Annotated in this window: 22 protein-coding genes; 14 read left to right on the top strand and 8 right to left on the bottom strand. The window is 65.2% G+C overall.

The window, feature by feature from the left end; genetic code table 11:
* The first annotated feature begins 82 nt into the window (after positions 1–82).
* Together JKG68_RS15940 and JKG68_RS15935 are read left to right on the top strand one after the other, a co-directional pair.
* Complete coding sequence (locus tag JKG68_RS15940) at positions 83–2,236, top strand: molybdopterin-containing oxidoreductase family protein (protein ID WP_202061320.1); 2,154 nt, start codon at positions 83–85, stop codon at positions 2,234–2,236.
* 299 nt (positions 2,237–2,535) lie between these two features.
* Positions 2,536–2,901, top strand: a complete 366-nt coding sequence (locus tag JKG68_RS15935; RefSeq protein WP_202061318.1) for a hypothetical protein — start codon at positions 2,536–2,538, stop codon at positions 2,899–2,901.
* An 82-nt stretch (positions 2,902–2,983) separates the two neighbouring features.
* Here JKG68_RS15935 and JKG68_RS15930 read toward each other — a convergent pair whose 3' ends face one another.
* The 3 genes from JKG68_RS15930 to purM form a co-directional block, all read right to left on the bottom strand.
* Entirely contained in the window at positions 2,984–3,394 is a 411-nt protein-coding gene (locus tag JKG68_RS15930; protein ID WP_202061310.1) for a cupin domain-containing protein, read from the bottom strand.
* Between the two features lie 71 nt (positions 3,395–3,465).
* On the bottom strand, positions 3,466–4,137 hold the full coding sequence (gene purN, locus JKG68_RS15925; RefSeq protein ID WP_202061309.1) for a phosphoribosylglycinamide formyltransferase: 672 nt from the start codon (positions 4,135–4,137) through the stop codon (positions 3,466–3,468).
* The gene (gene purM, locus JKG68_RS15920; RefSeq protein WP_202061306.1) at positions 4,137–5,207 is read right to left on the bottom strand and encodes a phosphoribosylformylglycinamidine cyclo-ligase; all 1,071 of its coding nucleotides are present in this window, start codon (positions 5,205–5,207) and stop codon (positions 4,137–4,139) included. Before purM ends, purN begins: the two co-directional genes overlap by 1 nt.
* Before the next feature lie 399 nt (positions 5,208–5,606).
* On the opposite strand from purM, the gene JKG68_RS15915 reads away from it, so the two are divergent.
* From JKG68_RS15915 to JKG68_RS15885, 7 genes are all read left to right on the top strand, one after another.
* A complete protein-coding gene (locus JKG68_RS15915) occupies positions 5,607–6,137 on the top strand; it encodes a CDP-alcohol phosphatidyltransferase family protein (protein WP_202061304.1) in 531 nt (176 codons plus the stop codon).
* Between the two features lie 25 nt (positions 6,138–6,162).
* Positions 6,163–7,281, top strand: coding sequence for an AI-2E family transporter (locus tag JKG68_RS15910; RefSeq protein WP_202061302.1), 1,119 nt, complete (start codon positions 6,163–6,165; stop codon positions 7,279–7,281).
* Positions 7,274–7,966 carry a P-loop NTPase family protein gene (locus JKG68_RS15905; protein ID WP_202061300.1) on the top strand — a complete coding sequence of 231 codons (693 nt, stop codon included), beginning with the start codon at positions 7,274–7,276 and terminating at the stop codon, positions 7,964–7,966. Before JKG68_RS15910 ends, JKG68_RS15905 begins: the two co-directional genes overlap by 8 nt.
* Positions 7,963–10,281: an RNA degradosome polyphosphate kinase gene (locus JKG68_RS15900; protein WP_202061299.1), complete on the top strand. Its 2,319-nt coding sequence runs from the start codon at positions 7,963–7,965 to the stop codon at positions 10,279–10,281. Before JKG68_RS15905 ends, JKG68_RS15900 begins: the two co-directional genes overlap by 4 nt.
* Position 10,282: 1 nt before the next feature.
* Positions 10,283–11,803, top strand: coding sequence for an exopolyphosphatase (gene ppx, locus JKG68_RS15895; protein ID WP_202061297.1), 1,521 nt, complete (start codon positions 10,283–10,285; stop codon positions 11,801–11,803).
* Positions 11,804–11,931: 128 nt separating this feature from the next.
* Complete coding sequence (locus JKG68_RS15890) at positions 11,932–12,555, top strand: 2OG-Fe(II) oxygenase (RefSeq protein WP_202061295.1); 624 nt, start codon at positions 11,932–11,934, stop codon at positions 12,553–12,555.
* 73 nt (positions 12,556–12,628) lie between these two features.
* A complete protein-coding gene (locus JKG68_RS15885; RefSeq protein WP_246515485.1) occupies positions 12,629–13,171 on the top strand; it encodes an NUDIX domain-containing protein in 543 nt (180 codons plus the stop codon).
* Positions 13,172–13,573: 402 nt separating this feature from the next.
* On the opposite strand, the gene rnd is transcribed toward JKG68_RS15885, so the two are convergent.
* The 4 genes from rnd to JKG68_RS15865 all read right to left on the bottom strand — a co-directional run bounded on the left by rnd (position 13,574) and on the right by JKG68_RS15865 (position 19,172).
* Positions 13,574–14,734 (bottom strand): ribonuclease D, encoded by a 1,161-nt coding sequence (rnd, locus tag JKG68_RS15880; RefSeq protein WP_202061293.1) that lies wholly within the window; start codon positions 14,732–14,734, stop codon positions 13,574–13,576.
* Positions 14,735–15,252: 518 nt separating this feature from the next.
* Positions 15,253–17,418, bottom strand: coding sequence for a peptidase domain-containing ABC transporter (locus tag JKG68_RS15875; protein ID WP_202061291.1), 2,166 nt, complete (start codon positions 17,416–17,418; stop codon positions 15,253–15,255).
* Complete coding sequence (locus tag JKG68_RS15870; protein ID WP_202061289.1) at positions 17,415–18,665, bottom strand: beta-barrel domain-containing protein; 1,251 nt, start codon at positions 18,663–18,665, stop codon at positions 17,415–17,417. The genes JKG68_RS15875 and JKG68_RS15870 overlap by 4 nt, the downstream gene beginning before the upstream one ends.
* A 126-nt stretch (positions 18,666–18,791) precedes the next feature.
* Complete coding sequence (locus JKG68_RS15865; RefSeq protein ID WP_202061280.1) at positions 18,792–19,172, bottom strand: hypothetical protein; 381 nt, start codon at positions 19,170–19,172, stop codon at positions 18,792–18,794.
* 236 nt (positions 19,173–19,408) lie between these two features.
* Between JKG68_RS15865 and JKG68_RS15860 the strand changes: the two genes are divergently transcribed.
* The 3 genes from JKG68_RS15860 (at position 19,409) to JKG68_RS15850 (ending at position 21,302) form a co-directional block, all read left to right on the top strand.
* A complete protein-coding gene (locus JKG68_RS15860; RefSeq protein WP_202061278.1) occupies positions 19,409–19,846 on the top strand; it encodes a hypothetical protein in 438 nt (145 codons plus the stop codon).
* 49 nt (positions 19,847–19,895) lie between these two features.
* Positions 19,896–20,312, top strand: coding sequence for a GNAT family N-acetyltransferase (locus JKG68_RS15855; protein WP_202061276.1), 417 nt, complete (start codon positions 19,896–19,898; stop codon positions 20,310–20,312).
* Between the two features lie 615 nt (positions 20,313–20,927).
* Positions 20,928–21,302, top strand: coding sequence for a tudor domain-containing protein (locus tag JKG68_RS15850; RefSeq protein WP_202061274.1), 375 nt, complete (start codon positions 20,928–20,930; stop codon positions 21,300–21,302).
* Between the two features lie 112 nt (positions 21,303–21,414).
* Here the strand turns inward: JKG68_RS15850 and JKG68_RS15845 are convergent, their stop codons facing one another.
* The gene (locus JKG68_RS15845) at positions 21,415–21,636 is read right to left on the bottom strand and encodes a YegP family protein (RefSeq protein ID WP_202061272.1); all 222 of its coding nucleotides are present in this window, start codon (positions 21,634–21,636) and stop codon (positions 21,415–21,417) included.
* A 798-nt stretch (positions 21,637–22,434) separates the two neighbouring features.
* On the opposite strand from JKG68_RS15845, the gene aspS reads away from it, so the two are divergent.
* Together aspS and JKG68_RS15835 are read left to right on the top strand one after the other, a co-directional pair.
* Entirely contained in the window at positions 22,435–24,243 is a 1,809-nt protein-coding gene (gene aspS / locus JKG68_RS15840) for an aspartate--tRNA ligase (protein ID WP_202061406.1), read from the top strand.
* Between the two features lie 159 nt (positions 24,244–24,402).
* Positions 24,403–26,706, top strand: coding sequence for an NADP-dependent malic enzyme (locus JKG68_RS15835; protein WP_202061270.1), 2,304 nt, complete (start codon positions 24,403–24,405; stop codon positions 26,704–26,706).
* Positions 26,707–26,841 lie beyond the last annotated feature (135 nt).

Here is a 26,841-nt window from a genome sequence, read left to right as displayed (position 1 = left end):
CGGCCGGGACTGACACCGAGATCATAGGCCGCCCCCGGGCGGCCTTTTCATTTCAGGCCCTTTCCCCCATCATGCGCCCGCCATGAACCAAGCTCCCCGCATCGAGCGCCGCTCGTCCGTCTGCCCGCACGATTGCCCCTCCGTCTGCTCCCTCGAGGTGGAGGTGATCGACGGCCGCACCATCGGCCGCGTCCATGGGGCGAAGTCGAACACCTACACGGCGGGCGTGATCTGCGCCAAGGTGGCCCGCTACGCCGAGCGCATCCACAACCCGGACCGGCTGCTCTACCCCCTGCGGCGCACCGGCCCGAAGGGCTCAGGATCCTTCGAGCGCATCTCCTGGGACGAGGCTCTCGATATCGTGGCTCAAAAGTTCTTGGAGGCCGAGCGCGAGTTCGGCTCCGAGGCCGTGTGGCCCTACTACTATGCCGGAACCATGGGCTATGTGATGCGCGACGGCATCAACCGCCTGCGCCATGTCAAAAAGTATTCCGGCCAGTATTCCACCATCTGCACCGCCATGAGCTGGACGGGGTACGTGGCCGGCACCGGCCATCTGCGGGGCGCCGATCCGCGCGAGATGGCGGCGTCCGACTGCATCGTGATCTGGGGCACCAACCCGGTTCACACCCAGGTCAACGTGATGACCCACGCGATGAAGGCCCGCAAGGAACGCGGCGCCAAGATCGTGGCCATCGACATCTATCAGAACGCCACCATGAAGCAGGCCGACATGGCGCTGCTGGTGCGCCCCGGCACCGATGGGGCGCTCGCCTGCGCGGTGATGCACGTGCTCTTCCGCGACGGTTATGCCGATTGGGATTACCTGGAGCGCTACACGGATCATCCGCGCGAGCTGGAAGAGCACTTGCGCACCCGCGATCCGGCCTGGGCGTCCGCCATCACGGGCCTGCCGGTGGAGGAGATCGAGGCCTTCGCCAAGCTCGTGGGCGAGACCAAGCGCACTTACTTCCGCCTGGGCTTCGGCTTCGGCCGCCAGCGCAACGGCGTGGTCAACATGCATGCGGCGCTGTCCATCCCGGCCGTGACCGGCGCGTGGCAGGTCGAGGGCGGCGGCGCCTTCCATTCCAACAGCGGCATTTTCCACTGGAACAAGGCTTTGATCGAAGGCCATGACGCCATCGACAAAAGCATCCGCGTTCTCGACCAGTCGCAGATCGGCCGGGTGCTCACCGGCGACCCCGTGGCGCTCTATGACGGCCCGCCCGTCAAGGCGATGCTGATCCAGAACACGAACCCGGTCTCCGTGGCGCCGGAGCAGGAACTGGTGAAGCGGGGCTTTGCCCGCGAGGACCTGTTCGTCTGCGTGCACGAGCAGTTCATGACTGAGACGGCGCTCATGGCCGACATCGTGCTGCCCGCGACCATGTTCATGGAGCATGACGATCTTTATTCGGGCGGCGGCCACCAGCACTTCCAGGTCGGCCCCAAGCTCATCGATCCGCCGGGCGAATGCCGGTCGAACCATGAGGTGTTTCGCGGGCTCGCCGAACGCCTCGGGGCCCGGCATCGCGGGTTCAGCATGGAGCCGCGGGAGATCATCGACTGGACCCTGCAGAATTCCGGCTGGGGCAGCCTCGAAAGCCTGGAGGCCCAGGTTCACTTCGACGCGCAACCCCCCTTCGAGGAGGCGCATTTCCTCAACGGCTTCGGCTACCCGGACGGCAAGTTCCGCTTCAAGCCCGACTGGACGAAGGTGCCGTCCTACAACAACGGCCCCATGGGTCCCTGGGCCAGCATGCCCTCGCTGCCGGACCATTGGGGGGTGATCGAGGCGGCCACGGAGGAGCATCCGTTCCGCCTCGCCACGAGTCCCGCCCGCAACTTCCTCAATTCCAGCTTCACCGAGACCCCGACCTCCCTCGACAAGGAGCGGCGGCCCGAGGTGATGATCCACCCGGTCGATGCCGAGAAACAGAGCATCGCCGAGGGCGATTGGGTGAAGCTGAAGAACCATCGCGGCGAGGTCTATCTGCGCGCCAAGCTCTTCGACGGGGTCAGGCGCGGCGTGCTGATCGCCGAGGGCATCTGGCCCAATGCGGCGCACCCCTTCGGGCGCGGCATCAACACGCTCACCGGCGGCGATCAGGTTGCGCCCTATGGCGGTGCCGCCTTCCACGACAATCGGGTGGCGCTGGAAAAGGCGGATCTCGACCCGGCCCTGGAGCCCCCGGTGGCCCGCAAGCATCACAGGGCCGAGGCCGTTGTTGGCTAAGTCGAAGCGCCACAGAAACCTCCTTCCCGCTCCTCTCAGGGGAGCTCGAGGGTATCTTCCTTCTGCGCAAGCCGAGCAGCCGTGCACAACCAGCCCTTCTCCCCACGAGGGGGAGGGAAATGGCACCCCAGCCTGGAGCGTTCCCTGAGCTAGCGCTCTCCGCACAAGGAGGGGGACAGCGCCCGTAACGGAAGCGCCATGGTCAGACCTTCTTAAGCCTATCCGCAGCTCTTCCTTGATCCTGAACGGCCAAGCCTATTCTAAGGCCTGAACGTGATTTCATCTCTGGGGAGCTATTCATGACCTCGACCGTCCGCGCGCTGCTGGTTGCCGCCGCCGTCACCCTGAGCGCGACCGCCGCTTTTGCCGCCGCCTCCAACATGCCGACGCAGTATCAGCCCGATCCCGCGCTGAAGACCGAAAGCGTCCCCCAGCTGCGCGCCCGGGTGAGCCAGGCCTGCGCCGTCACGCAGGCCAAGCTCCAGAGCGAGGCGAGCGAGTCCTCCCTCAACCGGGCCTGCGATTGCTACGCGGGCCGCACCATGCGCTCGCTCAGCGCCGAGGAGGTTCAGGCCTATCGCGACACCGGCGTGTTCAACGACACGGCCCGCGGCAAGGCTCTGGCGGCCCTCGACGCCTGCCGCCTGCCGCGTCCGCAGATCTGATCCTGATCGGTGAAGCGATGCAAAAAGGCCGGGCTCGCCCGGCCTTCTTCGTTTCAGCCTTTCAGGAATGGCGCGCCAGAGCCTATCCAGGCAGAAGGTCGATCACGCGCATGATGGCCACCGTGGTGCCGTTGTTCTTGCTGCGCTCCGGCATATTTTTGGCGCACGACCATACGTCACCCTTTTTGTAGAGGGTGTCGCCGGATCCCGTGTCCACCGTCAGCTCACCCTCGAGCATGTGGCAGACCATGTCATTGCCCATGCTCGCACCGCTGGTGCTCGCGCCCGGTTGATAGATGTTGTCGCGCATCGAGACCGTTTTGTAGTTCGGGATCATGGTCTCGCGCTTCGAATAGTCCACACGGCGGACGCCCGGCGCGATTTCCCTGCCTTCGGGCGAACCGGAGGTTTGAGCGGCGGCAGGCAGGGCTGGAAGAACAACGGACCCTGCGGCAAGATTGAGCAAGGTCTGGCGACGGTTAAGCGATTGCATGGCTTCCTCCCGTCAAAGAGGCCACCCCAGCACGTCGGATTCCACGCCCGTTCCGGGCATATGTCAATCGGTCATTCCGATACGGCACGCTCCGCATGAGCCGGTACGTGCAGCGCCCCGCCCGCATCCCAGCCCTGCGCAAACACCACCCGCCCATTCTCCAGGCGAGCCGTCCCGTCGCAGATCATTCTCAGCGCCTGCGGATAAAGCCGGTGCTCCTGCACGATCACGCGGGCGGCGAGGCTCTCCTGCGTGTCGCCCGGCACCACCGGCACCACGGCCTGGGCGATGATCGGGCCCGCATCCAGCTCCGGCACCACGAAATGCACCGTGCAGCCATGAACCAGAACGCCTTCTTCCAGGGCCCTTCGATGGGTGTGCGTGCCCCGGAACAGGGGCAGGAGGGACGGGTGGATGTTGATCATCCGGCCGGCCCAGCGTTCCACGAACCAGTCCGTGAGCACGCGCATGAAGCCCGCAAGGCAGATGAAGGCGATGTCGTGCGCGACCAGAGCCGCGTCGAGGGCCTGCTCGAAGCTCTCGCGGGTGGGATAGTTCTTGTGGTCGACGGCAAGCGTCGCGATCCCGGCGTCCTTCGCCCGCGTGAGGCCTTCCGCATCGGGGCGGTTGGAGAGCACGAGCGCGATTTCGGCCGGGAAACCCGGCGCGTTCGCCGCCTCGATCAGCCACAGCATGTTTGAGCCGCGGCCCGAGATCAGGATGGCGACGCGGCGGCGCGACATCAGAGCTTCAAGGACCCTGCGGTCTGCACGCGCTCGCCGCCCGCATGGGCGACGGTCTCGCCGATCCGCACCGGGCGCTCGCCCGCTTGGCGCAGGCGCTCCATCACGGCGTCCGCCTGATCGGCGCCTGCCACCACGATCATGCCGATGCCGCAGTTGAAGGTGCGCAGCATCTCGGCCCCGGCCACGCCGCCGGTCTTGGCCAGCCAGCCGAACACGGGCGGAGCGGCAATGGCATCGAGGTCGAGGCGCACGCCGATGCCGTCCGGCAGAACGCGCGGGATATTGTCCGGGAAGCCGCCGCCGGTGATGTGGCAGAGCGCGTTGATGCCGTCGCCGCCTTTCAGCGCCTCCAGGAGCGCCTTCACGTAGATCCGGGTCGGCTCCAGCAGGGCTTGTGCGAGGGTTTGTCCTTCTGCAAAGGGGGCGGGCGCATCCCAGGCGAGGCCCGAATGCTCGACGATCCGACGCACCAGGGAGAAGCCGTTGGAATGGACGCCCGAGGAGGGCAGGCCGATGAGCACGTCTCCCACCTTCACATCCTTCGGCAGCAGGGTGCCGCGCTCGGCCGCCCCCACGGCGAAGCCCGCGAGATCATAGTCGCCCTTGGCGTAGAGCCCCGGCATCTCGGCGGTCTCGCCGCCGATCAGCGCGCAGCCCGCCTGGACGCAGCCCTCGGCGATGCCCTTGACGATATGCACGCCGACCTCCGGCGAGAGCTTTCCGGTGGCGAAATAGTCGAGGAAGAACAGGGGCTCGGCGCCCTGCACGATGATGTCGTTCACGCACATGGCCACGAGGTCGATGCCGATGGTGTCGTGGATGCCGGTGTCGATGGCGATCTTCACCTTGGTGCCGACCCCGTCATTGGCCGCCACCAGGATCGGGTCCTTGAAGCCTGCGGCCTTGAGGTCGAAGAGCCCGCCGAAGCCGCCGATCTCAGCATCGGCCCCGGGCCGGCGCGTCGAGCGCACCAGGGGCTTGATCTGGTCGACCATGGCGTTGCCCGCGTCGATGTCGACGCCCGCTTGGGCATAGGTCAGGCCGTTCGTCTGCTTCTCGGTCGTCATGGCTCACCCCGTGTTGAGGGGGCAGTAAGGCGAGAGGGGGCGGGAGGCAAGGGGATTTGAGCGACGGAGGAGGATTCCAGCGGTGTCATCCCCGGCGGTCCGCAGGACCGGGAAGGGGATCCACCCACATGCGCAGTGGTATGGATTCCCTTCCCCTCCAGCGGCTCTGCCGCTTCCGGCCGGGAATGACACTGAGAGCAAAGTCCCGAGATCGTATCCGTGGTGTCATCCCCGGCGAACGAAGTGAGGGAAGGGGATCCCACTCTCAGTCTCAGCACGATGGATTCCCTTCCCCTCCGCTGCGCTCCGGCCGGGAATGACACCCTCCCACGTCATCGTCGGCCGTTATCCCCACCCATCCGATTGAACTCCGCCCCTCAAGCGACCATCATCACCCCGATGACCATTCCGAACATCATCACCATCGGGCGCCTCATCATCGTTCCCATCGTGATCGTCACGATCATGCAGCAGCGGTGGGCGGCGGCGTTCGTGCTGTTCGTGGTGGCCGGGATCTCGGATGCCGTCGACGGGTTCATCGCCCGCCGGTTCGACATGAGGAGCGAATTCGGAGCCTATATCGATCCCATCGCCGACAAGGCGCTCCTGGTGTCGATCTATGTGACGCTCGCCGTCTCTGGCGCGATCCCAGGCTGGCTCGCCATCGTCGTGGTGTCCCGGGACGTGATGATCGTGGCCGCCGTGCTCCTGTCCTGGGTCATGAGCCGGCCGGTCGAGATCAAGCCGCTCCTCGTGAGCAAGCTCAATACGGGAGCCCAGATCGCCTTCGCGGCCTTCGCGCTCGCCGCCAATGCCTTCGGGGCGGAGCTTGCGGGGCTGGAGGATATCGCCATGGCGCTGGTGGCTGCCTTGACCGTAGCCTCTGCCGGTGCCTATCTCGGAGGCTGGCTGCGGCATATGACGGGCTGAAGGCCGAAAGCTGATAGGAGAGCCGATGACGGTCCAACGGCAGATCGGGTTCTGGATTGCGGCGCTGGTCGTCGCGGTGCTGCTGCTGTTCGTGCTGCGGGGCATCCTCCTGCCCTTCGTGGCGGGCTTCGCGCTGGCATATCTCCTCGACCCCCTGGCCGACCGGCTGCAGAAGGTGGGCATCGGGCGCCTCGGCGCCAGCCTTCTGATCCTGGTTCTGTTCGTCCTGGTTTTCATTCTCGCCCTGGTGGTCCTGGTGCCTTTCGCGGCGCAGCAGGTGGGGGCCTTCGTCGAAAGGCTGCCGGGCTACGTCACGAGGCTTCAGGAGCTGGGCGCCGAGCAGCTGGGCCCGTTGATCCGAAGGCTCGGCATCGAGGAGGTGCTGCCGGCAGCGCCCCCTTCCGTCGGCAACCTCATCAGCCAGGGCATCGCCTGGATGACCACCTTCCTGCAGGGGCTGTGGTCCGGCGGGCAGGCCCTGATCGGCATCTTCTCCCTGCTGGTGGTGACGCCTGTGGTGGCCTTCTACATGCTCGTCGACTGGGACCGCATGGTGCGCACGGTCGATTCCTGGATGCCCATGCGCCACCGGGACACGATCCGCAACATCGCCCGCGACATCGACCGGGCGATCGCGGGATTCGTCCGCGGACAGGCGCTGGTCTGCCTCATCCTCGGCACCTTCTATGCGGTGAGCCTCGCCCTGATCGGGCTCAACTTCGGCGGGCTGATCGGCATGACGGCCGGCATCTTGAGCTTCATTCCCTATGTGGGCTCGCTCACCGGCCTCATCCTCTCCGTGGGCGTCGCCATCGTGCAGTTCTGGCCGGACTGGACCATGATCGCCGCGACGCTGGGCATCTTCATCTTCGGCCAGTTCGTCGAGGGCAACATCCTGTCGCCGAAGCTCGTGGGCGAATCCGTGGGCCTGCACCCGGTCTGGCTCATGTTCGCCCTCGTGGCATTCGGGGCCCTGTTCGGCTTCGTCGGCCTGCTCCTGGCGGTGCCGCTCGCCGCCGCCATCGGGGTCATCGCGCGCTTTGCCCTGCGCCAGTATCTGGCAAGCCCGCTCTATCGCGGCGCCGACCCGGTGATCCTCAAACCCCGGGTCGAGGCCGAGCAGAAGGCCGATATCAATGCGTGAGACCCCCAAGCAGCTCGCCTTCGACCTCCCCCTCGATCCCCGGTTCGGCGCGGAGGATTTTCTCGTCAGCCCGTCCAACGAGCAGGCCTACGGCCTCATCGAGAACTGGCCGGACTGGCCCGATACCATCCTGCTGCTCGTGGGCCCGCGCGGCAGCGGCAAGAGCCATCTGGCCTCGATCTGGGCCACGAACGCCCGCGCCTGGACGGTCGATGCCTCCGGGATCACCCACGACAAGGTTCCCCACCTGGTCTCGAACGGGGCGCTCGCCATCGAGGACATGGACCGGGGAGAGAGGGACGAGGCGGCCCTGTTCCATCTCCTGAACCTCGCGCGGGAGAAGAAGGCCTCGCTCCTCATCACCTGCGAAATCCCGCCCGACCGCTGGGGCTTGCGGACCCCCGATCTCCTGTCGCGCCTGCGGCTCGCGCCGAGCGTATCCCTGGAGGCTCCGGACGACGCCCTGCTCAAGGCCGTTCTGGTGAAGCTGTTCGTGGACAGGCAACTCGTGGTCGATACCTCCGTTGTCGACTATATTGCCCTGAGGATCGAACGATCGCTGGCAAAGGCATCCGAGTTTGTGGGTCTCCTCGACAGGGAGGCCCTGAGCCGGGGCCGGCGCGTGTCGCGGGCGATTGCGGCGGAGATCCTTGGCGCCGCGCAGGAAACGGATGAAAACGAGTGAAGCCCGATACCAACGCCCCAGCCCTGAGCCGTCGTGAAGCTGTCACGAAGCTCAAAGCAAAACGGACGCCGAAGAAGGAAACGGCGGAGATCGAGGTGCGTAGCGCGAACGCTTTGAAGGAGCTTGAGACCGTCAGCGAGGCGCCCCTGCCGAAGGCTCCGCCCGATATCGATCTGGACGGGGCGGTGCTGCGGCAGTTCCCTCAGCGCTTCATCAACCGGGAGCTGTCCTGGCTCCAGTTCAACCGGCGCGTGCTGGAAGAGGCGTCGAACCGCAATCATCCCCTGCTGGAGCAGCTGCGCTTCCTGTCGATCTCGGCCGAGAACCTCGACGAGTTCTTCATGGTGCGCGTTGCGGGCCTGCGGGGCCAGGTGCGTTCCGGCGTGGCCACCACCTCGCAGGACGGGCTCTCGCCGCAGGAGCAGCTTGCGAGGATCTCGGTCGCGGTCTCCAACCTTGCCTCCGATCAGCAGCGGCGCTGGCGCGAGCTGCGCGAGACGATCCAGGGGGAGGGCATCGTCCTTATCGAGGGAGCAGGGCTGACGAAGTCCGAGGCGTCCTGGCTCGAGGACTACTTTCTCAACCATGTCTTCCCGGTGCTGACGCCGCTTGCCATCGACCCGGCGCATCCATTCCCGTTCATTCCCAATCTCGGATCCTCGATCGCCCTGAAACTGGTTCGCCAGAGCGACGGCAAGGTGCTCAACGCCCTCATCCGCCTGCCGGTCAGGGCCGAGCGCTTCATCCGCCTGCCGGATTTCGCCGAGACCGGCTCGATCCGCTTCATCGCGCTCGAGCAGATGATCGTGCTCTACACGAGCCGCCTGTTCCCGGGCTACGACGTGCAGGGGCAGGGCGCCTTCCGGGTAATCCGCGACTCCGACATCGAGGTGGAGGAGGAAGCCGAGGATTTGGTGCGCCTGTTCGAGACGGCCCTGAAGCAGCGCCGCCGCGGCAGCGTGATCCGCCTGGAGGTCGAAGCCGCCATGCCGGAGGACCTGCGCCTCTTCGTGGCTGAGGAATCGGAGGTTTCCGAGGACGAGGTCTTCGTGGTCGAGGGCATGATGGGCCTGCGGGATCTGTCCCAGCTCGTGGCGCTCGAGCGGCCCGACCTCAAGTTCAAGCCCTACAACCCGCGCTTCCCCGAGCGCATCCGCGAGCACAGCGGCGATTGCTTCGCGGCGATCCGCGAGAAGGACATCATCGTCCACCATCCTTACGAGTCCTTCGACGCGGTGGTGCAGTTCCTGCGCCAGGCCGCCGGGGACCCGAACGTGGTGGCGATCAAGCAGACGCTCTACCGCACCTCGTCCGACTCGCCCATCGTGGCGGCGCTGGCCGAGGCGGCGGAGGCGGGCAAATCCGTCACGGCCCTGGTGGAGCTGAAGGCCCGCTTCGACGAGGAGGCCAACATCCGCTGGGCGCGCGACCTGGAGCGGGCCGGCGCGCAGGTTGTGTTCGGCTTCATCGAGCTGAAGACCCATGCCAAGCTGTCCATGGTGGTGCGCCGCGAAGGCAGCCAGCTCATCACCTACTGCCATGTGGGCACGGGCAACTACCACCCGATCACGGCCCGCATCTATACGGACCTGTCCTACTTCACGGCCGATCCGGTGATCGGGCGGGACGTGTCGCGCATCTTCAACTACGTGACGGGATACGCGGAGCCGGCGGAGCTGGAGCGCATGGCCGTGTCGCCGCTGACCTTGCGGAAGCGCCTGCTCCAGCACATCGACGAGGAGGTGGCGCACGCCAAGGCGGGGCGGCCGGGCGCGATCTGGGGCAAGTGCAACTCGCTCGTCGATCCCGACATCATCGATGCGCTCTACGATGCGTCCGCGGCCGGCGTGCAGATCGACCTCATCGTGCGCGGCATCTGCTGCCTCAGGCCCGGCATCAAGGGCCTGTCGGAGAACATTCGGGTCAAGTCCATCGTCGGGCGCTTCCTGGAGCACACCCGGATCTATGCCTTCGGCAACGGGCATGGCTTTCCCAATCCGAAGGCCCATGTGTACATCTCGTCCGCCGATCTCATGTCGCGCAATCTCGACCGGCGCGTCGAGGCGCTCATGCCCATCGTCAACCCGACCGTTCACCAGCAGGTGCTGGACCAGATCATGCTCGCCAACCTTCTCGACAACGAGCAGAGCTGGACGGTATTACCCGACGGCACGAGTCAGCGGGTGGTGCCGGCCAAGGGCGAGGAACCATTCAATGCTCACAAGTATTTCATGACAAATCCGAGTCTGTCGGGCCGTGGCAAATCCCTCAAAACCTCCAGCCCCAAGGCGCTCGCAAAACGCGGGCAGCGCTGACATGCAGCATATCAACCGCGAGGCCCAAGGCCGGCTCAAGATCGGCCGCCCCGTCGCCATCATCGACATCGGATCGAACTCGGTCCGCCTCGTGGCCTATGAGGGCCTGACCAGGGCCGTGACCCCCATCTACAACGAGAAGGTTCTCTGCGGCCTCGGACGCCATGTGGCCACCACCGGCCGCCTGGACGACGAGGCGGTCGACCGGGCCCTGCGGGCGCTCGCCCGGTTCCGGGTGCTGTGCGACACGATGAACGTATCCGAGGTGTTCGTGCTGGCCACGGCCGCGGCGCGCGACGCCTCCAACGGGCCCGCCTTCCTGGAGGCCGCGGCGCGCGCCTGCGGCCGGCCGATCAGCCTGCTCTCGGGCGCGGAGGAGGCGCGGTCCTCGGCGCTCGGCGTCATCGCCGGATTCTATGAGCCGGACGGCATCGTGGGCGACATGGGCGGCGGCAGCCTGGAGCTGGTGGACGTGAAGGGCTCGCGGGTGGGGCAGGGGATCACCATGCCGCTCGGCGGCCTGGCCCTCCAGGACGTGAGCGGCGGCTCCCTGAAGAAGGCGCAGCGGATCGTGCGCGACGCCCTGCAGCGTGCCCCCGAATACCTCGAAAACCTGCATGGGCGCACCTTCTACGCCGTTGGCGGCACATGGCGCGCCCTGGCGCGGCTGCACCAGGCGGCGCGGGATTATCCGCTGCACGTGATGCACGGCTACATCATCGATCCGGAGGACGGTCTCGACTTCCTGCATCTCGTGGAAGAGGCCGACTCCAAGACCCTGAAGGACATCGAGAGCGTGTCCGAGGCCCGCCGGCCCCTGCTCGCCTATGGGGCGATCCTGCTGGAGGAGATTATCCGCCTCGGGGAGCCGAAAGAGGTCGCGATCTCCGCTTTCGGCGTGCGCGAGGGCGTTCTCTTCGACAAGCTCGACCTGCAGACGCGCGAGCGCGATCCGCTCCTCGCGGCTGCCAGCGATCTCAACCTCTTGCGCTCCCGCTCTCCCCGCCATGGGGAAGAGCTGTGCGGGTGGACGGAAGCGTTTATCCGCAGCCTGAACCTGCCCGAAACGCAGAGCGACACGCGCCTGCGCCGGGCGGCCTGCCTGCTCGCCGATATCGGCTGGCGCGCGCATCCCGATTACCGGGGCGAGCAGAGCCTCAACCTCATCGCCTACGGGGCCTTCGCGGGGCTCGACCACCCGGGCCGGGCCTATCTGGCGCTCTCGATCTTCTTCCGGCACGAGGGGCTCTCCCCCGACAAGGTCAGCTCGCGCATCAAGACGCTCGCGGGCACGAAGCTCCTGGAGCGCGCCCGTCTGCTCGCAGCCCTGATGCGGATCGCCTACCCGGTCTCTGTTGCCATGGAGGGCGTCCTGCCGCAGGCGCCGCTGCTGGCCCGGGGCAATCAGGTCGTCCTGCAATTGCCGGCCCATATGGAGCCGCTCGCCAACGAACGCCTCACCGGTCGCCTCCGGTCCCTCGGCAAGCTCCTCAACATGGCGCCGGTGATCGAATTCATCTGACGAACGGCGTGGGTCGAGGCAGGAGGGCGCCATCGGCCCTGTCCCTTTGCGCCGTCAGGGTTTACACGACAAAGGACTTCGGTACTTTGGCCGTCACGAGGCGGGCAACTTAGCCTTTGGGGATAGTTATGGAATTGATCGACCTGACAGCCGTTCGCAATGCCGAGCGCTCCAGCGAACCTTACAATTACGTTCTCGCGTCGAAGCTTCTGAAGCAGGACAAGATCGACGAGCTGCGGCGCGATTTCCCGGCCATCGACAAGCCCGGCTACCTGACGGTGGACGAAGTCAAGCTCCATGGACGCTTCAAGCAGCTCATCGACGAGCTGGAAGGCCCCGAGCTGACCGAGGAGCTGTCCCAGAAGTTCGGGCTCAACCTCCACCAGTATCCGCGCCTGACTACCATCATGAAGAAGTCGCAGCCCAAATACGGCGCCATCCATACGGACGGCCCGTCCAAGGTCATGACCATGCTGGTCTACATGAACGACGAGTGGCAGCAGGACGAGGGCGGCCGCCTGCGGGTTCTCTATGACGAGAAGAACTACGACCGCTACAAGCTCGAAGTGCCCCCCACCATGGGCACCATGTTCGCCTTCCTGCGTTCGGACAATTCCTGGCACGGCCATCTGCCCTTCGCCGGCGAGCGCCGCGTGGTGCAGATCGCCTGGGTGAAGAGCCAGGCCGACGTGGACCGCAAGAAGAAGCACAACAAGATGGCCCAGTTCTTCAAGGGCATCTTCGGGCGGTAACGCTGTTTCCGTCCAGAACCGTTTTCCATCGCAATGGCCGGGCTCACGCCCGGCCATACTCATGAGGAGCCCCATGCCGCCGGACATCAAGACGCTTTCGAGCCGGATCGTCTATGAGAACCGCTGGATGCGCGTGCGCGAGGACGCCATCGAGCGTCGTGACGGGGCGCCCGGCATCTATGGCGTCGTCGAGAAGGCCGATTTCGCGGTGATCGCGCCGGTCGACAACGGCATGATCCATCTGGTGGAGCAATACCGGTATCCGGTGCAGGGCCGCTATTGGGAGCTGCCGCAGGGCTCATGGGAGGAGGCTCCCGGCACCGATCCGCTGGCGCTGGCAAGAGCCGAGCTGCGGGAGGAAACGGGGCTTGCGGCCGAGACCATGCTGCATGCAGGTTATTTATTCGAGTGCTACGGCTACTCGACGCAGGGCTTCCACATCTACCTCGCCCAGGGACTGAGGCTTGGAGAGGCTGATCGCGAGCAGTCGGAGCAGGACATGGTGAGCCGGGCTTTTTCCTTGGAGGAGGTGTTGGCGATGGTCCTGAACGGCACGATCAAGGATGCGGCGACGGTGGCGGCTCTGGGGCTGCTGCGGCTCAAAGGGCTGCTTTAACGGCGGTATTTCCCTCCCTTCATGCCCGGACTTGTTCCGGCGATCCACGTCTTCCAGCGCCACATCCTCCACTGTCATCCCCACGCAGGCGGGGATCCATAACCGCGACATCTCCAGAACGGCGAGCAGCGTCGCGCCTCTTCCGGCAGCGTCAGCGGATATGGATCCCGGGCTCCACTGAAGTGGCCCCGGGATGACGGTGGAGGTGCGGATGCATTATTCGCTCCGATAGCGAAGACGTGGATGGCCGGGACGAGCCCGGCCATGACGGTGAGCAGGAGTACTTCGGGATAAACCTTAGAGCATCGGACCCAAAAGTGGATTCCACTTTTGGGTCCGATGCTTCTCTTGGCTGGCGCATCGTTCGAGCGGAAAACCGGAGCCACTTTTCCGCACGATGCGCTAGGTCGCCGCAATCTCCCGCAACCTCACCCTCCCGCGCTCCAGAACCAGCCCGAGCTGTCCGTTCTTGAGAGCGATGGCCTTATCGCCGAACAGCTTGCGCCGCCAGCCGTGAAGCGACGGCACGTCGGCATCGTCGCTCTCGGCGATGGCCTCCAGCTCCTCGACGGTGGCGATGATCTTGGGCGCCACGCCCTCCTGCTCGGCCACCGCCTTGAGCAGGACCTTCAGGAGGTCCACCACCGAGCCGGTGTTGTTGCGGCCCCGGCTGCGCTCAGGGGTCGGGATCGTGGCAGGATCGCGGGCGAGAGCGCGCTCGACGGCTTCCAGGATGTCGCCGCCGGTGCGGGAGCGCTCGAAGCCGTTGGGGATCGAGCGCAGGCGTCCCAGGGCCTCCACGCTGCGCGGCGCCGAGGTGGCGATGTCGATGACCGCGTCGTCCTTGAGAATGCGGCCGCGGGGCACGTCGCGGTTCTGGGCCTCGCGCTCGCGCCAGGCGGCGACTTCCATGAGAACCGCGATCTCCTTCGGCTTTCGCAAGCGCCCGGCGAGGCGGCGCCACGCATTGGCAGGATCGGCCTGGTAGGTTTCGGGCGAGCTGAGGATCGCCATCTCCTCGTTCAGCCAGTCGAGCCTGCCGTTCTCCTGGAGCTGGGCCACCAGGGCCTCGTAGACCTTCACCAGATGGGTGACGTCGGAGAGCGCATAGGTGAGCTGCGCATCGCTCAAGGGGCGGCGCGACCAGTCGGTGAAGCGGGAGGACTTGTCGATCTTCGCCTTGGCGAGGTCGTTGGAGAGCTGCTCGTAGGACACGGAGTCCCCATAGCCGCAGACCATGGCGGCGACCTGGGTGTCGAACAGGGGCTCGGGCACGATGCCCCCTAAGTTCCAGACGATCTCCAGGTCCTGCCGGGCGGAGTGGAAGACCTTGACCACGTTCCTGTCGCCCATCAGCGCCATGAACGGCTCCAGGCTCAGGCCCTCGGCCAGCGGGTCGATGAGGCAGGCGTCCGAAGGGTCCGGCCCTGCCATCTGGATCAGGCAGAGCTTGGGATAATAGGTGGTCTCGCGCAGGAACTCCGTATCGACTGTGACGAACGGATGCTGGCTGAGGCGGGCGCAGGCGGCTGCCAGGGCTTCGGTGGAGGTGATCAGGTCCATGAAGCGTACATAACCCATCCCGAAGAGGCCCGCGAGTCCGTCGTCGAGGGATCCCCCGATTGCTCGAGGTAAGGTAAAACGCCGCCTGTTGACTCCCTGACCCGATATATTGTTATTATGTATCACTGGCCGGAGGGCCAGGGATTGGTACTTCAACAACACCCGAAGGGTGGGGAGGTCTTCATGAAGAAGACGCAGACCAAGACTGAGAAGAAAGACAAGAAGGTGATCGTCGAGCTCAGCGAGAAGGATCTCGCTGCGGTTGCAGGCGGTCGCCGGATCATCGTTTACTCAGGCTGCTGATCGCTCCGGTGGCGCGACGGAGGCGCGAAGGTCTCGGCCTTGAGCGCCTCCCGCGTTGAACCGGATCGCCGGCAACAGGGGCGCGGCTTTTCAAGGCCGCGCCTTTTTCGTCTCGTGCATCGGACCCGGAAGTGGGTTTGCACTTTTTGGGGTCCATCCGATGCTCCCTTGTTCAAACGGCGCATCCTGTGGCCCCTTGGCTCCACGCGACCCGCTCATGCGCGGCTCAGGCCCGTCGTATGCCGGGCCGCCTCGGTGAAGGCCAGCGCGTCGCCGTCCATGGGCGGGGAAACCCGGCCTTCGCGCAGCACCACGATCCGGTCGGCGGCGCGGATCGTCTCCGGGCGATGGGCGATGACGATGCGGGTGATCTTCAGCTCCGCCAGCGCCCGGTTCACCTCCCGCTCCTTGTCGAGGTCGAGGTTCGAGGTGCCCTCGTCCATGAACAGGATGCGCGGGCGGCGGTAGAGCGCGCGGGCGAGCAGCACCCGCTGGCGCTGGCCGCCCGACAGGGTGGTGCCCATGTCGCCGATGAGCGTGTTGTAGTTCATGGGCATGGCCATGATCTCGTCGTCGATCCCGGCTGCTTCGGCGCAGGCGCGCATCCAGTCGAGATCAAGGGTCGCGTCGAAGAAGCCGATGTTCTCGGCGATGGATCCCGACAGGAGCTGGTCGTCCTGCATCACCACGCCCACCTGCGAGCGGAAGGCCCGGGTGCCGAAATGCTCGAGGGGCGTGCCGTCGATGAGCACGGTGCCTTCCATGGGCTTGAACAGGCCCAGCATGATCTTGAGGAGCGTGGTCTTGCCGCCGCCCGAGGGGCCGGTGACGGCCACGAACTCGCCGGCCTCGACCTTGAGGTTCGCGCCGGACAGAACCTCCGGCTCCGTGTCGGCATAGCGGAAGCTCACCCCTTCGAGCTCCACCGCGCCCCTGACCTCGCGGGGCACGAGGCTCTCCCCATGCCGGTCCTGCTCCCGCTCGGCGAGCGCGATGTCGGAGAGCCGGTCGAGATGCAGGTCGAGCATCCGATACTGGATGCCGGTCTCGATCAGGTTGGTGGCTTTGGAAAGGAACTGCTCCTTGTAGGCCATGAAGGCATAGAGCATGCCGATGGAAAGCTCGCCCGCCATGATGGCCCTGGCGCCGAGATAGACCACGAGCACGTTCTCGATCCCGTAGATCAGGTCGTTGGCGGTTTTGAACCCGATGGTGAAACGGCCATGCCGGATGCCCCGGCTGATCTCGTCCGCATAGCGGTTCTGCCAGAGCGCCTCCCGGTCGGCCTCGCGTCCGAAGATCTTGATGCTCTGGATGGCCCGCGCGGTCTCGATGAAGGTGGTCTGCTCCTTGGCGGCGGCCTCGATCATCTCCTCCTGACGCTGGCGCAGGGCCCGGTAGAGGGCAAAGCGCAGGAGCCCATAGAGCACCAGCGCCGCAAGCACGATGCCCGACAGCTTGGGGCTGTAGATCAGGATCATCACCAGGGTGAGGATCGCCATCACGCCGTCGACAAGGGCCGCCACCAGGCCTTCGGAGATCAGCCGCTGAATCGGCTCCGCCGAGCGGAAGCGCGACACGAGATCGCCGATATGCCGCTTCTCGAACCAGGCCAGGGGCAGGCGCACGAGATGGTGGAAGAGGTTCGCTCCCATCTGGAAATTAAGCGCGCCGCTCAAGAACAGCAGCACATGGGAGCGCAGCCAGTCCGCCCCGATATGGACGAGCGTCAAGAGCCCGAAGCCCAGGGCCAGCGCGGTGAGCAGGCCCCCATCGCCCTTCATCACCGCCTCGTCCACCGCAAGCTGCATGTAGAAGGGGGCGGCGAGCACCACCAGTTGCAGCACGGCCGAGAGCACAAGCGCCTGAGCGAGCGCCCGCTTAATGCCAGGCATGCGTCCCCAGAGTGCCGTGAGGCTCAGGCGCGAGGTTTCCTTCCTGCGCTCGAAGCTGCCCGTGGGGGTCAGCTCCAGAGCGATCCCGGTGAAGTGGCGCCCAACCTCGTCCAGGGTGAGGGTACGCACGCCCACGGCGGGGTCGTGGATCGTCACCGTCCGGGCGCTCACCGTCTTCAGCACCACGAAGTGGTTCATGTCCCAGTGCAGGATGCAGGGCAGCTTGATCTCGCCCAGCTGCTCCGGCTCGAGCCGCAGGCCCCGACCCGTCATGCCCAGGCGCTGGCCCATGGCCAGCACGTCCTTGAGGGTGACGCCCTTGAGCGAGACGGAGAACAGGCGCCGCAGCGCTGTGAGATCGACCTCTCGCCCGTGAAAGGTCGCGACCATGGCCAGGCACGCGAGGCCGCACTCGGCGGCTTCCGACTGGATCATCGCCGGCAGGCGCGGCCCGCCGAAGAAATCGAGCTGTGCGGAGAGCCTCACATCCGCCCCCTGACGCCGATGAGCGGCTCGAAGAGCCAAGCGACGAGGGAGCGGCCCTCCAGGACGATGTCGGCCTTGAGGGTCATGTCGGGCTGGAGGGCGACCCGCCGCCCGAAGGCGTCGATATCCTGCCGGTCGAGGCGCACGGTGACCCGATAGGCCGGCTCGGACAGCGCCACCTTGCCGATCACCTCGTTGGGCGAGAGCACCGCCTGCGACACGGTCTCGACCGTGCCCTTCTGGGTGCCGAAGCGCTGATAGGGAAAGGCGTCGACCATCAGCCGCACGGGCTGGCCGGGCTCGACGAAGCCGATGGCCCGGCTCGGCACGAACAGCTCCGCCAGAAGGCTCGCGCCGTCGGGAAGAAGGGTGAGAAGGGGCTTATGGGGATCGACGATCTGGCCGGGAGCGGCCTGGAGCGCCGTGACGCGACCCGCCAAGGGAGCCGCGATCACCTGGGCTCGCTGCGCCTGCGCCTCGGCCCGCTGCCGCTCCTTGTCCGCGAGGCTGAGGCGCAGCTGGGCCAGGCGTTCGGCCTGCTGCACCGGCAGCTGCTCGCGCTGGAGCTCGGCTTGGCCCAGCTCCTTCTCGGTCGCCGCGATCTGCCGGTCGATCTCGGCGAGTTCCTGCCGGCGGGTGAGCACCGCCTCGTCCTGCTCCTGAAGGGCAGCGCGGGTGGTGTGCCCCTGCTGGTTCAGGCGGGCGATGGTGTTGCGCCGCTCCTCCGTCACCTGCACACGCTCCACCATGAGCCGGCGCTGGGCGGAGAGCGCGTCCCGCTCCGCGGCCACCGCGGCCATCGTGGCATCCAGGCGCAGGATCTCGTTGGCCATGCGGGCCGGATCTGCGGCGATCTGTTCCTGGAGCACCGTGGCTTGGGTCTCCAGCGCGGCGAGAACCGCCCCGTCGAGGGTGCCGCCGGCCTCCAGCCCCTGGCGTGAGGCGACGGTGAAAAGCGCCTGTCCCGCCGCCACCCGGTCCCCTTCCTTGACCATCAGCCGGGTAACCACGCCCTCGCGCATCGGGCCGATGCGAACCGCCCCGCCGGCTGCCACGAGGGATCCGCTCGCGGTTTCCTTGCGGGCATATTCGGCGGTTCCGAGGAAGCCGACGATGACAAGAATGCAGGAGACGATGAAACCGCCGAGCAGCTGCCAGGAGATGGGCGCAATCGGCAGCGACACGGACGAATGCTCGCCCGTGGCCGCCATGACGGCCTGCGGCCGGAACAAGGATTGCTGGGTCAACCCATCGCCTCAATGCAACATGAATATGTCACTATGTTGCAGAAAGACCGGGCCGGGACAAGAGCAAGGGAGGGCGACGGAGCCGAACCGGCGGTTCCGCCGCAGCCGTGGGTCGACCGGCGTGGTTTAGGCGCTGGCTTGGGTGCGGGCGATGTGCTTCTTCCGGGCCTTGGCCTGCCGCTCGGCGAGCTTCATGAGCCAATCGAGGATGTTGTGCTCGACCACGAACCCGGTCTCCGCATCCTCAAGGCGCTGGATGCGGTCGACCCGGAAGCCGCGATAGCCGTCGTCCAGCAGGATGTCGATGCCGCCCAGCAGCATCTTGCCGGGGCCCACCTTCAGCTCGCGCGCCAGCACCCAGCGCCGGGTCGCGTTGCCGGCCTGGTCCACATAGTCGAGCTCCAGCGCCGCCTCCAGCGGATAGACGTGCCAATTGCCCTCGATCCGCTCCTCGACAGGGGCGTTCCGGGCCGGCTTCAACAGGGATGTTGCAAGGGTGGTAACCATAGGAAGAATATGGGGTTTCACCCTTTGTTCTGCAAGGATCTCGAGGCTATTAGAGAGGGAAAAAAGCACTGGAAAAGTAGGAGGAACTGAGGGCTTTCATTCTCTCTGGATGCCGCTGGAAGCGACAGCGATAATATCCTTTGCAACTGGCGCTTGATCACCCGGAGCCCCATAAACGTTATGAATTCAATCCCACGTCGGGATCTAAGGACTACAGGTCGTCTGGCATGGGTAGAATGGCAGGATACCACTGGGTCATCACAGGTGCGGCAGGAGCCTTCGCCGCCGTTGTCGCTCTCGATTTCGGCGTTGATGTTTGGGCAACACATAGCGGCATCGGATTCTTATCTGAAATTGCTGGGGTCGCTCTCGTGTCGGTTCTTTTCGGCGCGTACAGCTGGATCATTGCTTTCGTGACCGTATCGCCCTTTTTCCTCCTGACGATATCCTTGGCTAGAGCTTTGGATACCAGAAGTTTGGTCTATTTCATCACCTGCGGTGCGCTGACAGGAGCCCTCCTCAGTGTGCCCATCTTGTTTCTGCCGCACGAGGCTTCGGATCAGCGCTCACTGGTCGAGATCATCATGTGGGTCGTTCCCTCGTGTGCCATGTATGGGATCAGTGGTGCATGGCTGTTCTGGTGGAAGGTGGTGCGGCCTAAACCATCGGAGTAATTCCGAGAAAACAGTACGAGGGCCGGCATCAGCACCATAAGGCAACCGCTTGCAGAACGAGATTCTTGAGGAGCCCAGCCCGCCCGGCGCGGAGGACGTGACGGCGGGTTTGCGGGCTCATCTGTTCGAGAGGACCGGCGCCTTGCCCTGGATCCCTCTGACCCTGCTCCTGCGGGACAATGACAACCGGGTGCGCGGCGGCATCAGGGGCGCTATCGCCCTGTGCTGGCTGCAAGTGGACCATTTCTGGGTCGATGAGGCCCTGCGCGGGCAAGGCTACGGCTCCCGCCTTCTCGACATGGCCGAGGAGGCCGCCCGGATACACGGGGCCATCGGCGCGCAGCTGACCACATCGACGTTCCAGGCGGAGGGATTCTACCGGAAGCAGGGCTATGCCGAGATCGGCCGCCTGAAGGATCGGCCACCAGGGCATGATCGCATCTGGATGGCCAAAAGGTGGGGGTGAGGTCCTCAAAAGAAACATAGTTGCGTGATGGTTGGCTGGAATTTATCTTGCCAGTACAACCAGGAGCAACTGTGGGTCCAGTTCATGAGCACGAGGTACAGAGTGGCCATGGCCTTGGTCCTTGGTCTGCTGCCTTTAGCGTGGTCTATTCTTTTGATCCCGGTCTCTCGAAATCTGCCAAAGTGGATGCTCCCGCTCAACTGGTATGGATTTTACATGCTGCCAGTTTTGCTTTTGGGTGCAGCGGCTATCGCGTATTTGAGGCCCCGTTTTTTAACGGTCCCAATGGCCCTGTTTTACATTCCGCTGATGTACCTCTGGACACTTGGTTTCACCCTTGGGATCTGCGCGGAGTTCTTTGGTGGCTGCAAGTAGCAAGCATTCGAAATGTAACAGGTCCCTAGCCAACCATGCTGGCACTGCTGAGAGGCTGGGGCTGTTGAGATCGCAAATGAGCGTTAGATCAGAGTGAGGCCAACGCCCGGCTGTACTTGAAGTGTTAAGTATCAGCCACAATAAGGCGCTCGCATTCCCAAACGTCATTGAACTTCACGTTAGGTTTCTATACCCGGTAACTTGGCCGCGCTCCTGCGGCCTTGCTGGGGGCAGTATAGTATGAAGAATTCTTATAAGCTCGGGCTCATCATGATGGGCCTGATCGCCGGCATGGGCTCGGCTCACGCTCAATCCAAGGGCGACTGGGTTCTCGCCAAGTACAAGGGCGGTGGTTACTGGTATCCTGGCGTCATCCAAGCAGTATCCGGTGAGAACATCACCGTGGCTTACGACGACGGTGATCGGGAGACCCTCTCCGTCAGTGCCGTAAGGCCGTACAATTGGGCTATCGGCGGTCGAGTGGAGTGCAACTTCAAGGGCGCTGGAAAGTGGTATCCTGGGAAGATCGCGTCACTGGGCGGCGAGACGATCGGCATCAACTATGATGACGGCGACCGCGAGACAACCAAGACCGGTCGCTGCCGCTCGCAGTGATCGAATGGCTTGGCGAGGGTACATCGCTCTCGCCAGGATCGCCTACCAGATTGGCGCCCCAACCTGTACATAGAAGAGAGCATCGCTGAGAGGCTGAGGCTGTTGAGATAGGTTACATCTTTTTCAAGCCATAGAGGCCGCCCAGGATGCCAGCCCCAGTCGTGAGGTCTTTCACGAGCGTGTCAGGGACAGCGCTCTTCACGAGGCCGATAGCGTGTTCACAGTCGGCCTTGTTGTGATAGGACTCCCCAGAAACGGCAAAGGTCCGGCCGTTATTTGACTTGAGCCTCCAGATGTACTGGCCCTGTGAGTTCTTATCAATCTCGAAGTGCATGTGTCCTCCTGGGTTACTGCACATCCGAAGATTGAAGGTTGTTACATTCGCTGTCTATCGCTTTCGAAAGCATCCCCCAGTCCCACCGCTGTCCACAGGGATGCTCAACCGCCTATCCCACAAAGCACGGCAGAGAGCACGCCGCCGAACTTAGAGCAGAGGGCCTGCAGAAATTCGGCGCTTGAACTCGGGAGAGCCATAAAGTTTAGTTCTCTATTTGTTCTTGACAATTCTCCTAAGCTGAGCCATATCTTTATCGTCCTGCCTCACGAGGGACGCGCCCGAGGCGTTGGTTGTGGGGGCGGGATGCGGTTCTGGCCGCTGTGGGACAAGACGCTGGTTCCGCATGCCAGGGCTCTGAGTGGAGGCACGAGACGGCAGGCCTGTTCGGGCAGGCTGGCGTCGTCGATCTCCCAAGCCTCGCCGGCACCGGCGCACCCGGGGCTGCGCGACATGACGCGCCGCAAAGCTCTCTGAGGGTTTGTCCCTGATGGGCTGAAGCGCGAGGCTCAGGGCCGAAAAGCCGTGCGCGGGAGGCAGGGTGCTTCCCGTCCGGGCGGAACTCCCGTCCCGACCCGATCTTCGCCCGCTCCACCGGAGTGAAGCGAAGCAGCCTTGCCTCCCGCGCTTCCCTCGCCCCACGAGACAAGCCAGGACCAAGCCCACAGCCGCCACCCCGCACAGGGGAGGGAGCACCTTCGCGCAGGCTCGATTTCAGCCTTCCGCCTTGACTTCCCCCGCCTCCCATGGATGTTGCGCGTAAATCGAAACAGCAGGCTTTTGTCCATGTCCGCCTCCATGCACCGTTACCGTTCCCACACCTGCGGCGCGCTCCGCGAATCCGATGTCGGCGGGGTTACCCGCCTGTCGGGCTGGTGCCACCGCATCCGCGACCATGGCGGCGTGCTGTTCATCGACCTGCGCGACCACTACGGCATGACGCAATGCGTGATCGACCCGGATTCGCCCGCCTTCAAGCAGGCCGAGGCCGCGCGGTCGGAATGGGTGATCCGGGTCGACGGCAAGGTGCGCAAGCGCCCGGCCGGCACGGAGAACGCGGAGCTGCCCACCGGCATGGTCGAGGTCTACATCACCGACATGGAGGTGCTGGGGCCGGCGGCCGAGCTGCCGATGCCGGTGTTCGGCGACCAGGAATACCCGGAGGAGACCCGTCTCACCTACCGGTATCTCGATCTGCGCCGCGAGAAGCTGCACAACAACATCATGAAGCGCGGCGCGATCATCAACAGCTTGCGCTCGCGCATGCAGCAGAGCGGCTTCTTCGAGTTCACGACGCCGATTCTGACGGCCTCCTCGCCGGAGGGCGCGCGCGACTTCCTGGTGCCGTCGCGCATCCATCCCGGCAAGTTCTACGCGCTGCCGCAGGCGCCGCAGCAGTTCAAGCAGCTGATCATGATCTCCGGCTTCGACCGGTACTTCCAGCTCGCCCCCTGCTTCCGCGACGAGGACCCGCGCGCCGACCGCCTGCCGGGCGAGTTCTACCAGCTCGACGTGGAGATGAGCTTCGTCACCCAGGAAGACATCTTCCAGACCATGGAGCCCGTGATCCGCGACACCTTCAAGGAATTCGCGGACGGCAAGCCCGTGACCGAGACGTTCCCGCGCATCCCGTATTTCGAGTCCATGCTGAAATACGGCTCCGACAAGCCGGACCTGCGTAACCCGCTGGTCATCGCCGACGTGTCGGAGGTGTTCACCCGCGAGGACGTGACCTTCAACGCCTTCAAGAACGTGATCAAGTCCGGCGGCGTGGTGCGCGCGATCCCGGCCACGGGTGCTGCCTCGCAGCCGCGCTCCTTCTTCGACAAGCTCAACGACTGGGCCCGCACGGAAGGCGCGCCCGGCCTCGGCTACATCGTGTTCGAGGAAGAGGGCGGCCAGATCACCGGAAAAGGACCGATCGCCAAGTTCATCCCGGAGGCCGCCCAGGCCGCCATCCGCGAGAAGGCCGGCATCAAGGCCGGAGACGCGGTGTTCTTCTCGGCGGGCACCGAGGACAAGGCGGCGTCCCTTGCCGGCAAGGCGCGCATCCGCATCGGCGACGAGCTGGGGCTCACCGACAAGGACCGCTTCGAGTTCTGCTGGATCGTCGACTTCCCGCAATACGAGTGGAACGAGGACGAGAAGAAGATCGACTTCTCTCATAACCCGTTCTCCATGGCCGACATGGATCACGACGCCTTCATGGCGCTCGACCCCTCGGACAAGGAGCGGATCCTCAAGATCACGGCCTTCCAGTACGACATGGTCTGCAACGGCTACGAGATGGCCTCGGGCTCGATCCGCAACCACCGTCCCGACCGGATGGTGAAGGCCTTCGAGATCGCCGGCTACGGCGAGAAGGAGGTCATGGAGCGGTTCGGCGGCATGTACCGCGCGTTCCAGTACGGGGCACCGCCCCACGGCGGCATGGCGGCGGGCGTGGACCGCATCGTGATGCTGCTCTGCGGCGCGCAGAACCTGCGCGAGATCACCATCTTCCCCATGAACCAGAAGGCGGAAGATCTGCTGCTCGGCGCACCCTCCGAGGTGACGCCCAAGCAGCTGCGCGAGCTGCACATCCGGCTGAACCTGCCGGAGAAGTAAGCCCAGGCAGGCCAAACCCCTGTTTCCACCTTCGGCGGCGCCCATGCGCCGCCGAAGTTTTATGGCCGCCCCGCGCCGGGCGGACAAGAACATTGACGGCGGGGGGCGGGGCGCGCACAAGTCTCCCGTGTGCAATGGTCAGTGCAAGGAGCGTCGGGGATGGGAGACAACATCTCGCAGGATCTGAAATCGGGGGCGATGTTCTACCATCAGTATCCGCGACCCGGTAAGCTCGAGATCCAGCCGACCAAGCCCCTCGGCAACCAGCGCGACCTGGCGCTCGCCTATTCGCCCGGCGTGGCCGCGCCCTGCGAGGCGATTGCAGCCGATCCGGCGGAAGCCGCCAATCTCACCTCGCGCCAAAATCTGGTGGCCGTGATCTCCAACGGCACGGCCGTGCTCGGCCTCGGCGACATCGGTCCGCTCGCCTCCAAGCCCGTGATGGAGGGCAAGGCGGTCCTGTTCAAGAAATTCTCCGGCATCGACGTGTTCGACATCGAGGTGGCCGAGAACAACGTCGACAAGCTCGTCGAGGTGATCGCAGCGCTCGAGCCCACCTTCGGGGGCATCAACCTGGAGGACATCAAGGCGCCTGAATGCTTCGAGGTCGAGGAGCGCCTGAAGGCCCGCATGGGCATCCCGGTCTTCCACGACGACCAGCACGGCACCGCGATCATCGTCGGCGCGGCCGTGATGAACGCCCTGGAGTTGGCGGGCAAGCGCATCGAGGACGTGAAGATCGTCACCTCCGGCGCGGGCGCGGCGGCGCTCGCCTGCCTCAACCTCCTGGTGTCGCTCGGCGCCAAGCGCGAGAACATCTGGGTGACGGACATCAAGGGCGTCGTCCACGAGGGCCGCAACGAGCTCATGGATCGCTGGAAGTCGGTCTACGCGCAGAATACCGATGCGCGCACGCTCGCCGACGTGATCCCGGATGCGGACGTGTTCCTCGGCCTTTCCGCAGGCGGCGTCCTGAAGCCGGAACTGCTTGCCCAGATGGCCCCGCGCCCGCTGATCATGGCGCTCGCCAATCCATACCCTGAGATCATGCCCGAGGAGGCGGAGGCCGCCCGTCCCGACGCGATGATCTGCACCGGGCGCTCGGACTACCCGAACCAGGTCAACAACGTCCTGTGCTTTCCCTACATCTTCCGCGGCGCGCTGGACGTGGGCGCGACCACCATCAACGAGGAGATGAAGGCCGCCGCCGTGAAGGCCATCGCGGGCCTTGCCCGCGAGGCGCCGTCCGAAGTGGTGGCCCGCGCCTATGGCGGCGAGGCCCATCCTTTCGGCCGCAAGTCCCTGATCCCGAGCCCGTTCGATCCGCGCCTCATCCTGCGCATCGCGCCGGCCGTGGCCCAGGCGGCCATGGATTCCGGCGTCGCCACGCGGCCGCTGGCGGACCTTGAGGCTTACGCGGAGTCGCTGGGACGCTTCGTGTTCCGGTCCGGCTTCATCATGAAGCCGCTGTTCTCGCAGGCGAAGGCCAATCCCAAGCGCGTGATCTATGCCGAAGGCGAGGACGAGCGGGTCCTGCGCGCCGTGCAGGTGATCGTCGAGGAGGGCATCGCCAAGCCGATCCTGATCGGGCGCCCGAACGTGGTGGAGGCGCGCATGAAGCGCTTCGGCCTCTCCATGGAGATCGGCCGGCATTTCGAGCTGGTGAACCCGGAGGACGATCCGCGCTATCGCGATTATGTCGCCACTTACGTGGAGTCGGCCGGCCGCAAGGGCATCACGCCGGACGCGGCCCGAACCCTGGTGCGCACCAACTCCACGGTCATCGGCGCGCTTGCGGTGAGGCGAGGGGACGCGGATGCCCTGATCTGCGGCCTGGAAGGGCGCTTCCAGTCCCGCGTCAAGCACATCAAGGACATTATCGGGTTGGCCCCCGGCGTGAACGAAATGGCGGCCCTGTCGCTCGTCATCACTTCCAAGGGCGCCTACTTCCTGGCCGACACGCATGTGCAGTTCGACCCGACCGCCGAGCAGATCGCCGACATGACGATCGCCTGCGCCAGCCACGTGCGCCGCTTCGGCATGGAGCCCAAGATCGCGCTCCTGTCGCATTCGGATTTCGGCGCGGCCGACAGCCGCTCGGCCCTGAAGATGCGAGAGGCGCTGGCCTGCATCAACGAGCGCGCGCCGGATCTCGAGGTCGACGGCGAGATGCAGGCGGATTCGGCCCTGTCCGAGATGCTCCGCGAGCGGGTGAACCCCCATTCGCGCCTGACCGGCGAGGCGAACGTGCTGATCATGCCGAACCTGGACGCCGCCAACATCGCGTTCCAGTTCACCAAGATCCTGGCGGATTCGCTGCCGGTGGGTCCGATCCTGATCGGCCCGGCCAAGCCCGCGCACATCCTGACGCCGTCGGTCACGGCCCGCGGCATCGTCAACCTCACGGCCATCGCGGTCGTGGAGGCGCAGGCAGCCGAGCAGGACCAGCCGATGCTGATCTGAGGCGTTGAGGACACGCCGCTGTCATTCCGGGGCCGCGCAAGCGGAGCCCGGAATCCATAACCGCTAACGGTGCAGGAAGAGGCGATACGCTGAGCGTTCCCTCTTGAAACGTCGTGCTTATGGATTCCGGGCTCG

It is taken from the genome of Microvirga aerilata (assembly GCF_016743775.1).
GTDB classification, from domain to species: domain Bacteria; phylum Pseudomonadota; class Alphaproteobacteria; order Rhizobiales; family Beijerinckiaceae; genus Microvirga; species Microvirga aerilata.
The sequence above is the reverse complement of the archived record's forward strand: the minus strand, read 5'-3'. Positions and strand labels throughout refer to the sequence as shown.

Coding starts and splice junctions, on each gene's coding strand:
- JKG68_RS15940 (WP_202061320.1), top strand. CDS start 83: ATGAACCAAGCTCCCCGCATCGAGCGCCGCTCGTCCGTCTGCCCGCAC.
- JKG68_RS15935 (WP_202061318.1), top strand. CDS start 2,536: ATGACCTCGACCGTCCGCGCGCTGCTGGTTGCCGCCGCCGTCACCCTG.
- JKG68_RS15930 (WP_202061310.1), bottom strand. CDS start 3,394: ATGCAATCGCTTAACCGTCGCCAGACCTTGCTCAATCTTGCCGCAGGG.
- purN (WP_202061309.1), bottom strand. CDS start 4,137: ATGTCGCGCCGCCGCGTCGCCATCCTGATCTCGGGCCGCGGCTCAAAC.
- purM (WP_202061306.1), bottom strand. CDS start 5,207: ATGACGACCGAGAAGCAGACGAACGGCCTGACCTATGCCCAAGCGGGC.
- JKG68_RS15915 (WP_202061304.1), top strand. CDS start 5,607: ATGACCATTCCGAACATCATCACCATCGGGCGCCTCATCATCGTTCCC.
- JKG68_RS15910 (WP_202061302.1), top strand. CDS start 6,163: ATGACGGTCCAACGGCAGATCGGGTTCTGGATTGCGGCGCTGGTCGTC.
- JKG68_RS15905 (WP_202061300.1), top strand. CDS start 7,274: ATGCGTGAGACCCCCAAGCAGCTCGCCTTCGACCTCCCCCTCGATCCC.
- ppx (WP_202061297.1), top strand. CDS start 10,283: ATGCAGCATATCAACCGCGAGGCCCAAGGCCGGCTCAAGATCGGCCGC.
- JKG68_RS15890 (WP_202061295.1), top strand. CDS start 11,932: ATGGAATTGATCGACCTGACAGCCGTTCGCAATGCCGAGCGCTCCAGC.
- JKG68_RS15885 (WP_246515485.1), top strand. CDS start 12,629: ATGCCGCCGGACATCAAGACGCTTTCGAGCCGGATCGTCTATGAGAAC.
- rnd (WP_202061293.1), bottom strand. CDS start 14,734: ATGGACCTGATCACCTCCACCGAAGCCCTGGCAGCCGCCTGCGCCCGC.
- JKG68_RS15865 (WP_202061280.1), bottom strand. CDS start 19,172: ATGGTTACCACCCTTGCAACATCCCTGTTGAAGCCGGCCCGGAACGCC.
- JKG68_RS15860 (WP_202061278.1), top strand. CDS start 19,409: ATGGCAGGATACCACTGGGTCATCACAGGTGCGGCAGGAGCCTTCGCC.
- JKG68_RS15850 (WP_202061274.1), top strand. CDS start 20,928: ATGAAGAATTCTTATAAGCTCGGGCTCATCATGATGGGCCTGATCGCC.
- JKG68_RS15845 (WP_202061272.1), bottom strand. CDS start 21,636: ATGCACTTCGAGATTGATAAGAACTCACAGGGCCAGTACATCTGGAGG.
- aspS (WP_202061406.1), top strand. CDS start 22,435: ATGCACCGTTACCGTTCCCACACCTGCGGCGCGCTCCGCGAATCCGAT.
- JKG68_RS15835 (WP_202061270.1), top strand. CDS start 24,403: ATGGGAGACAACATCTCGCAGGATCTGAAATCGGGGGCGATGTTCTAC.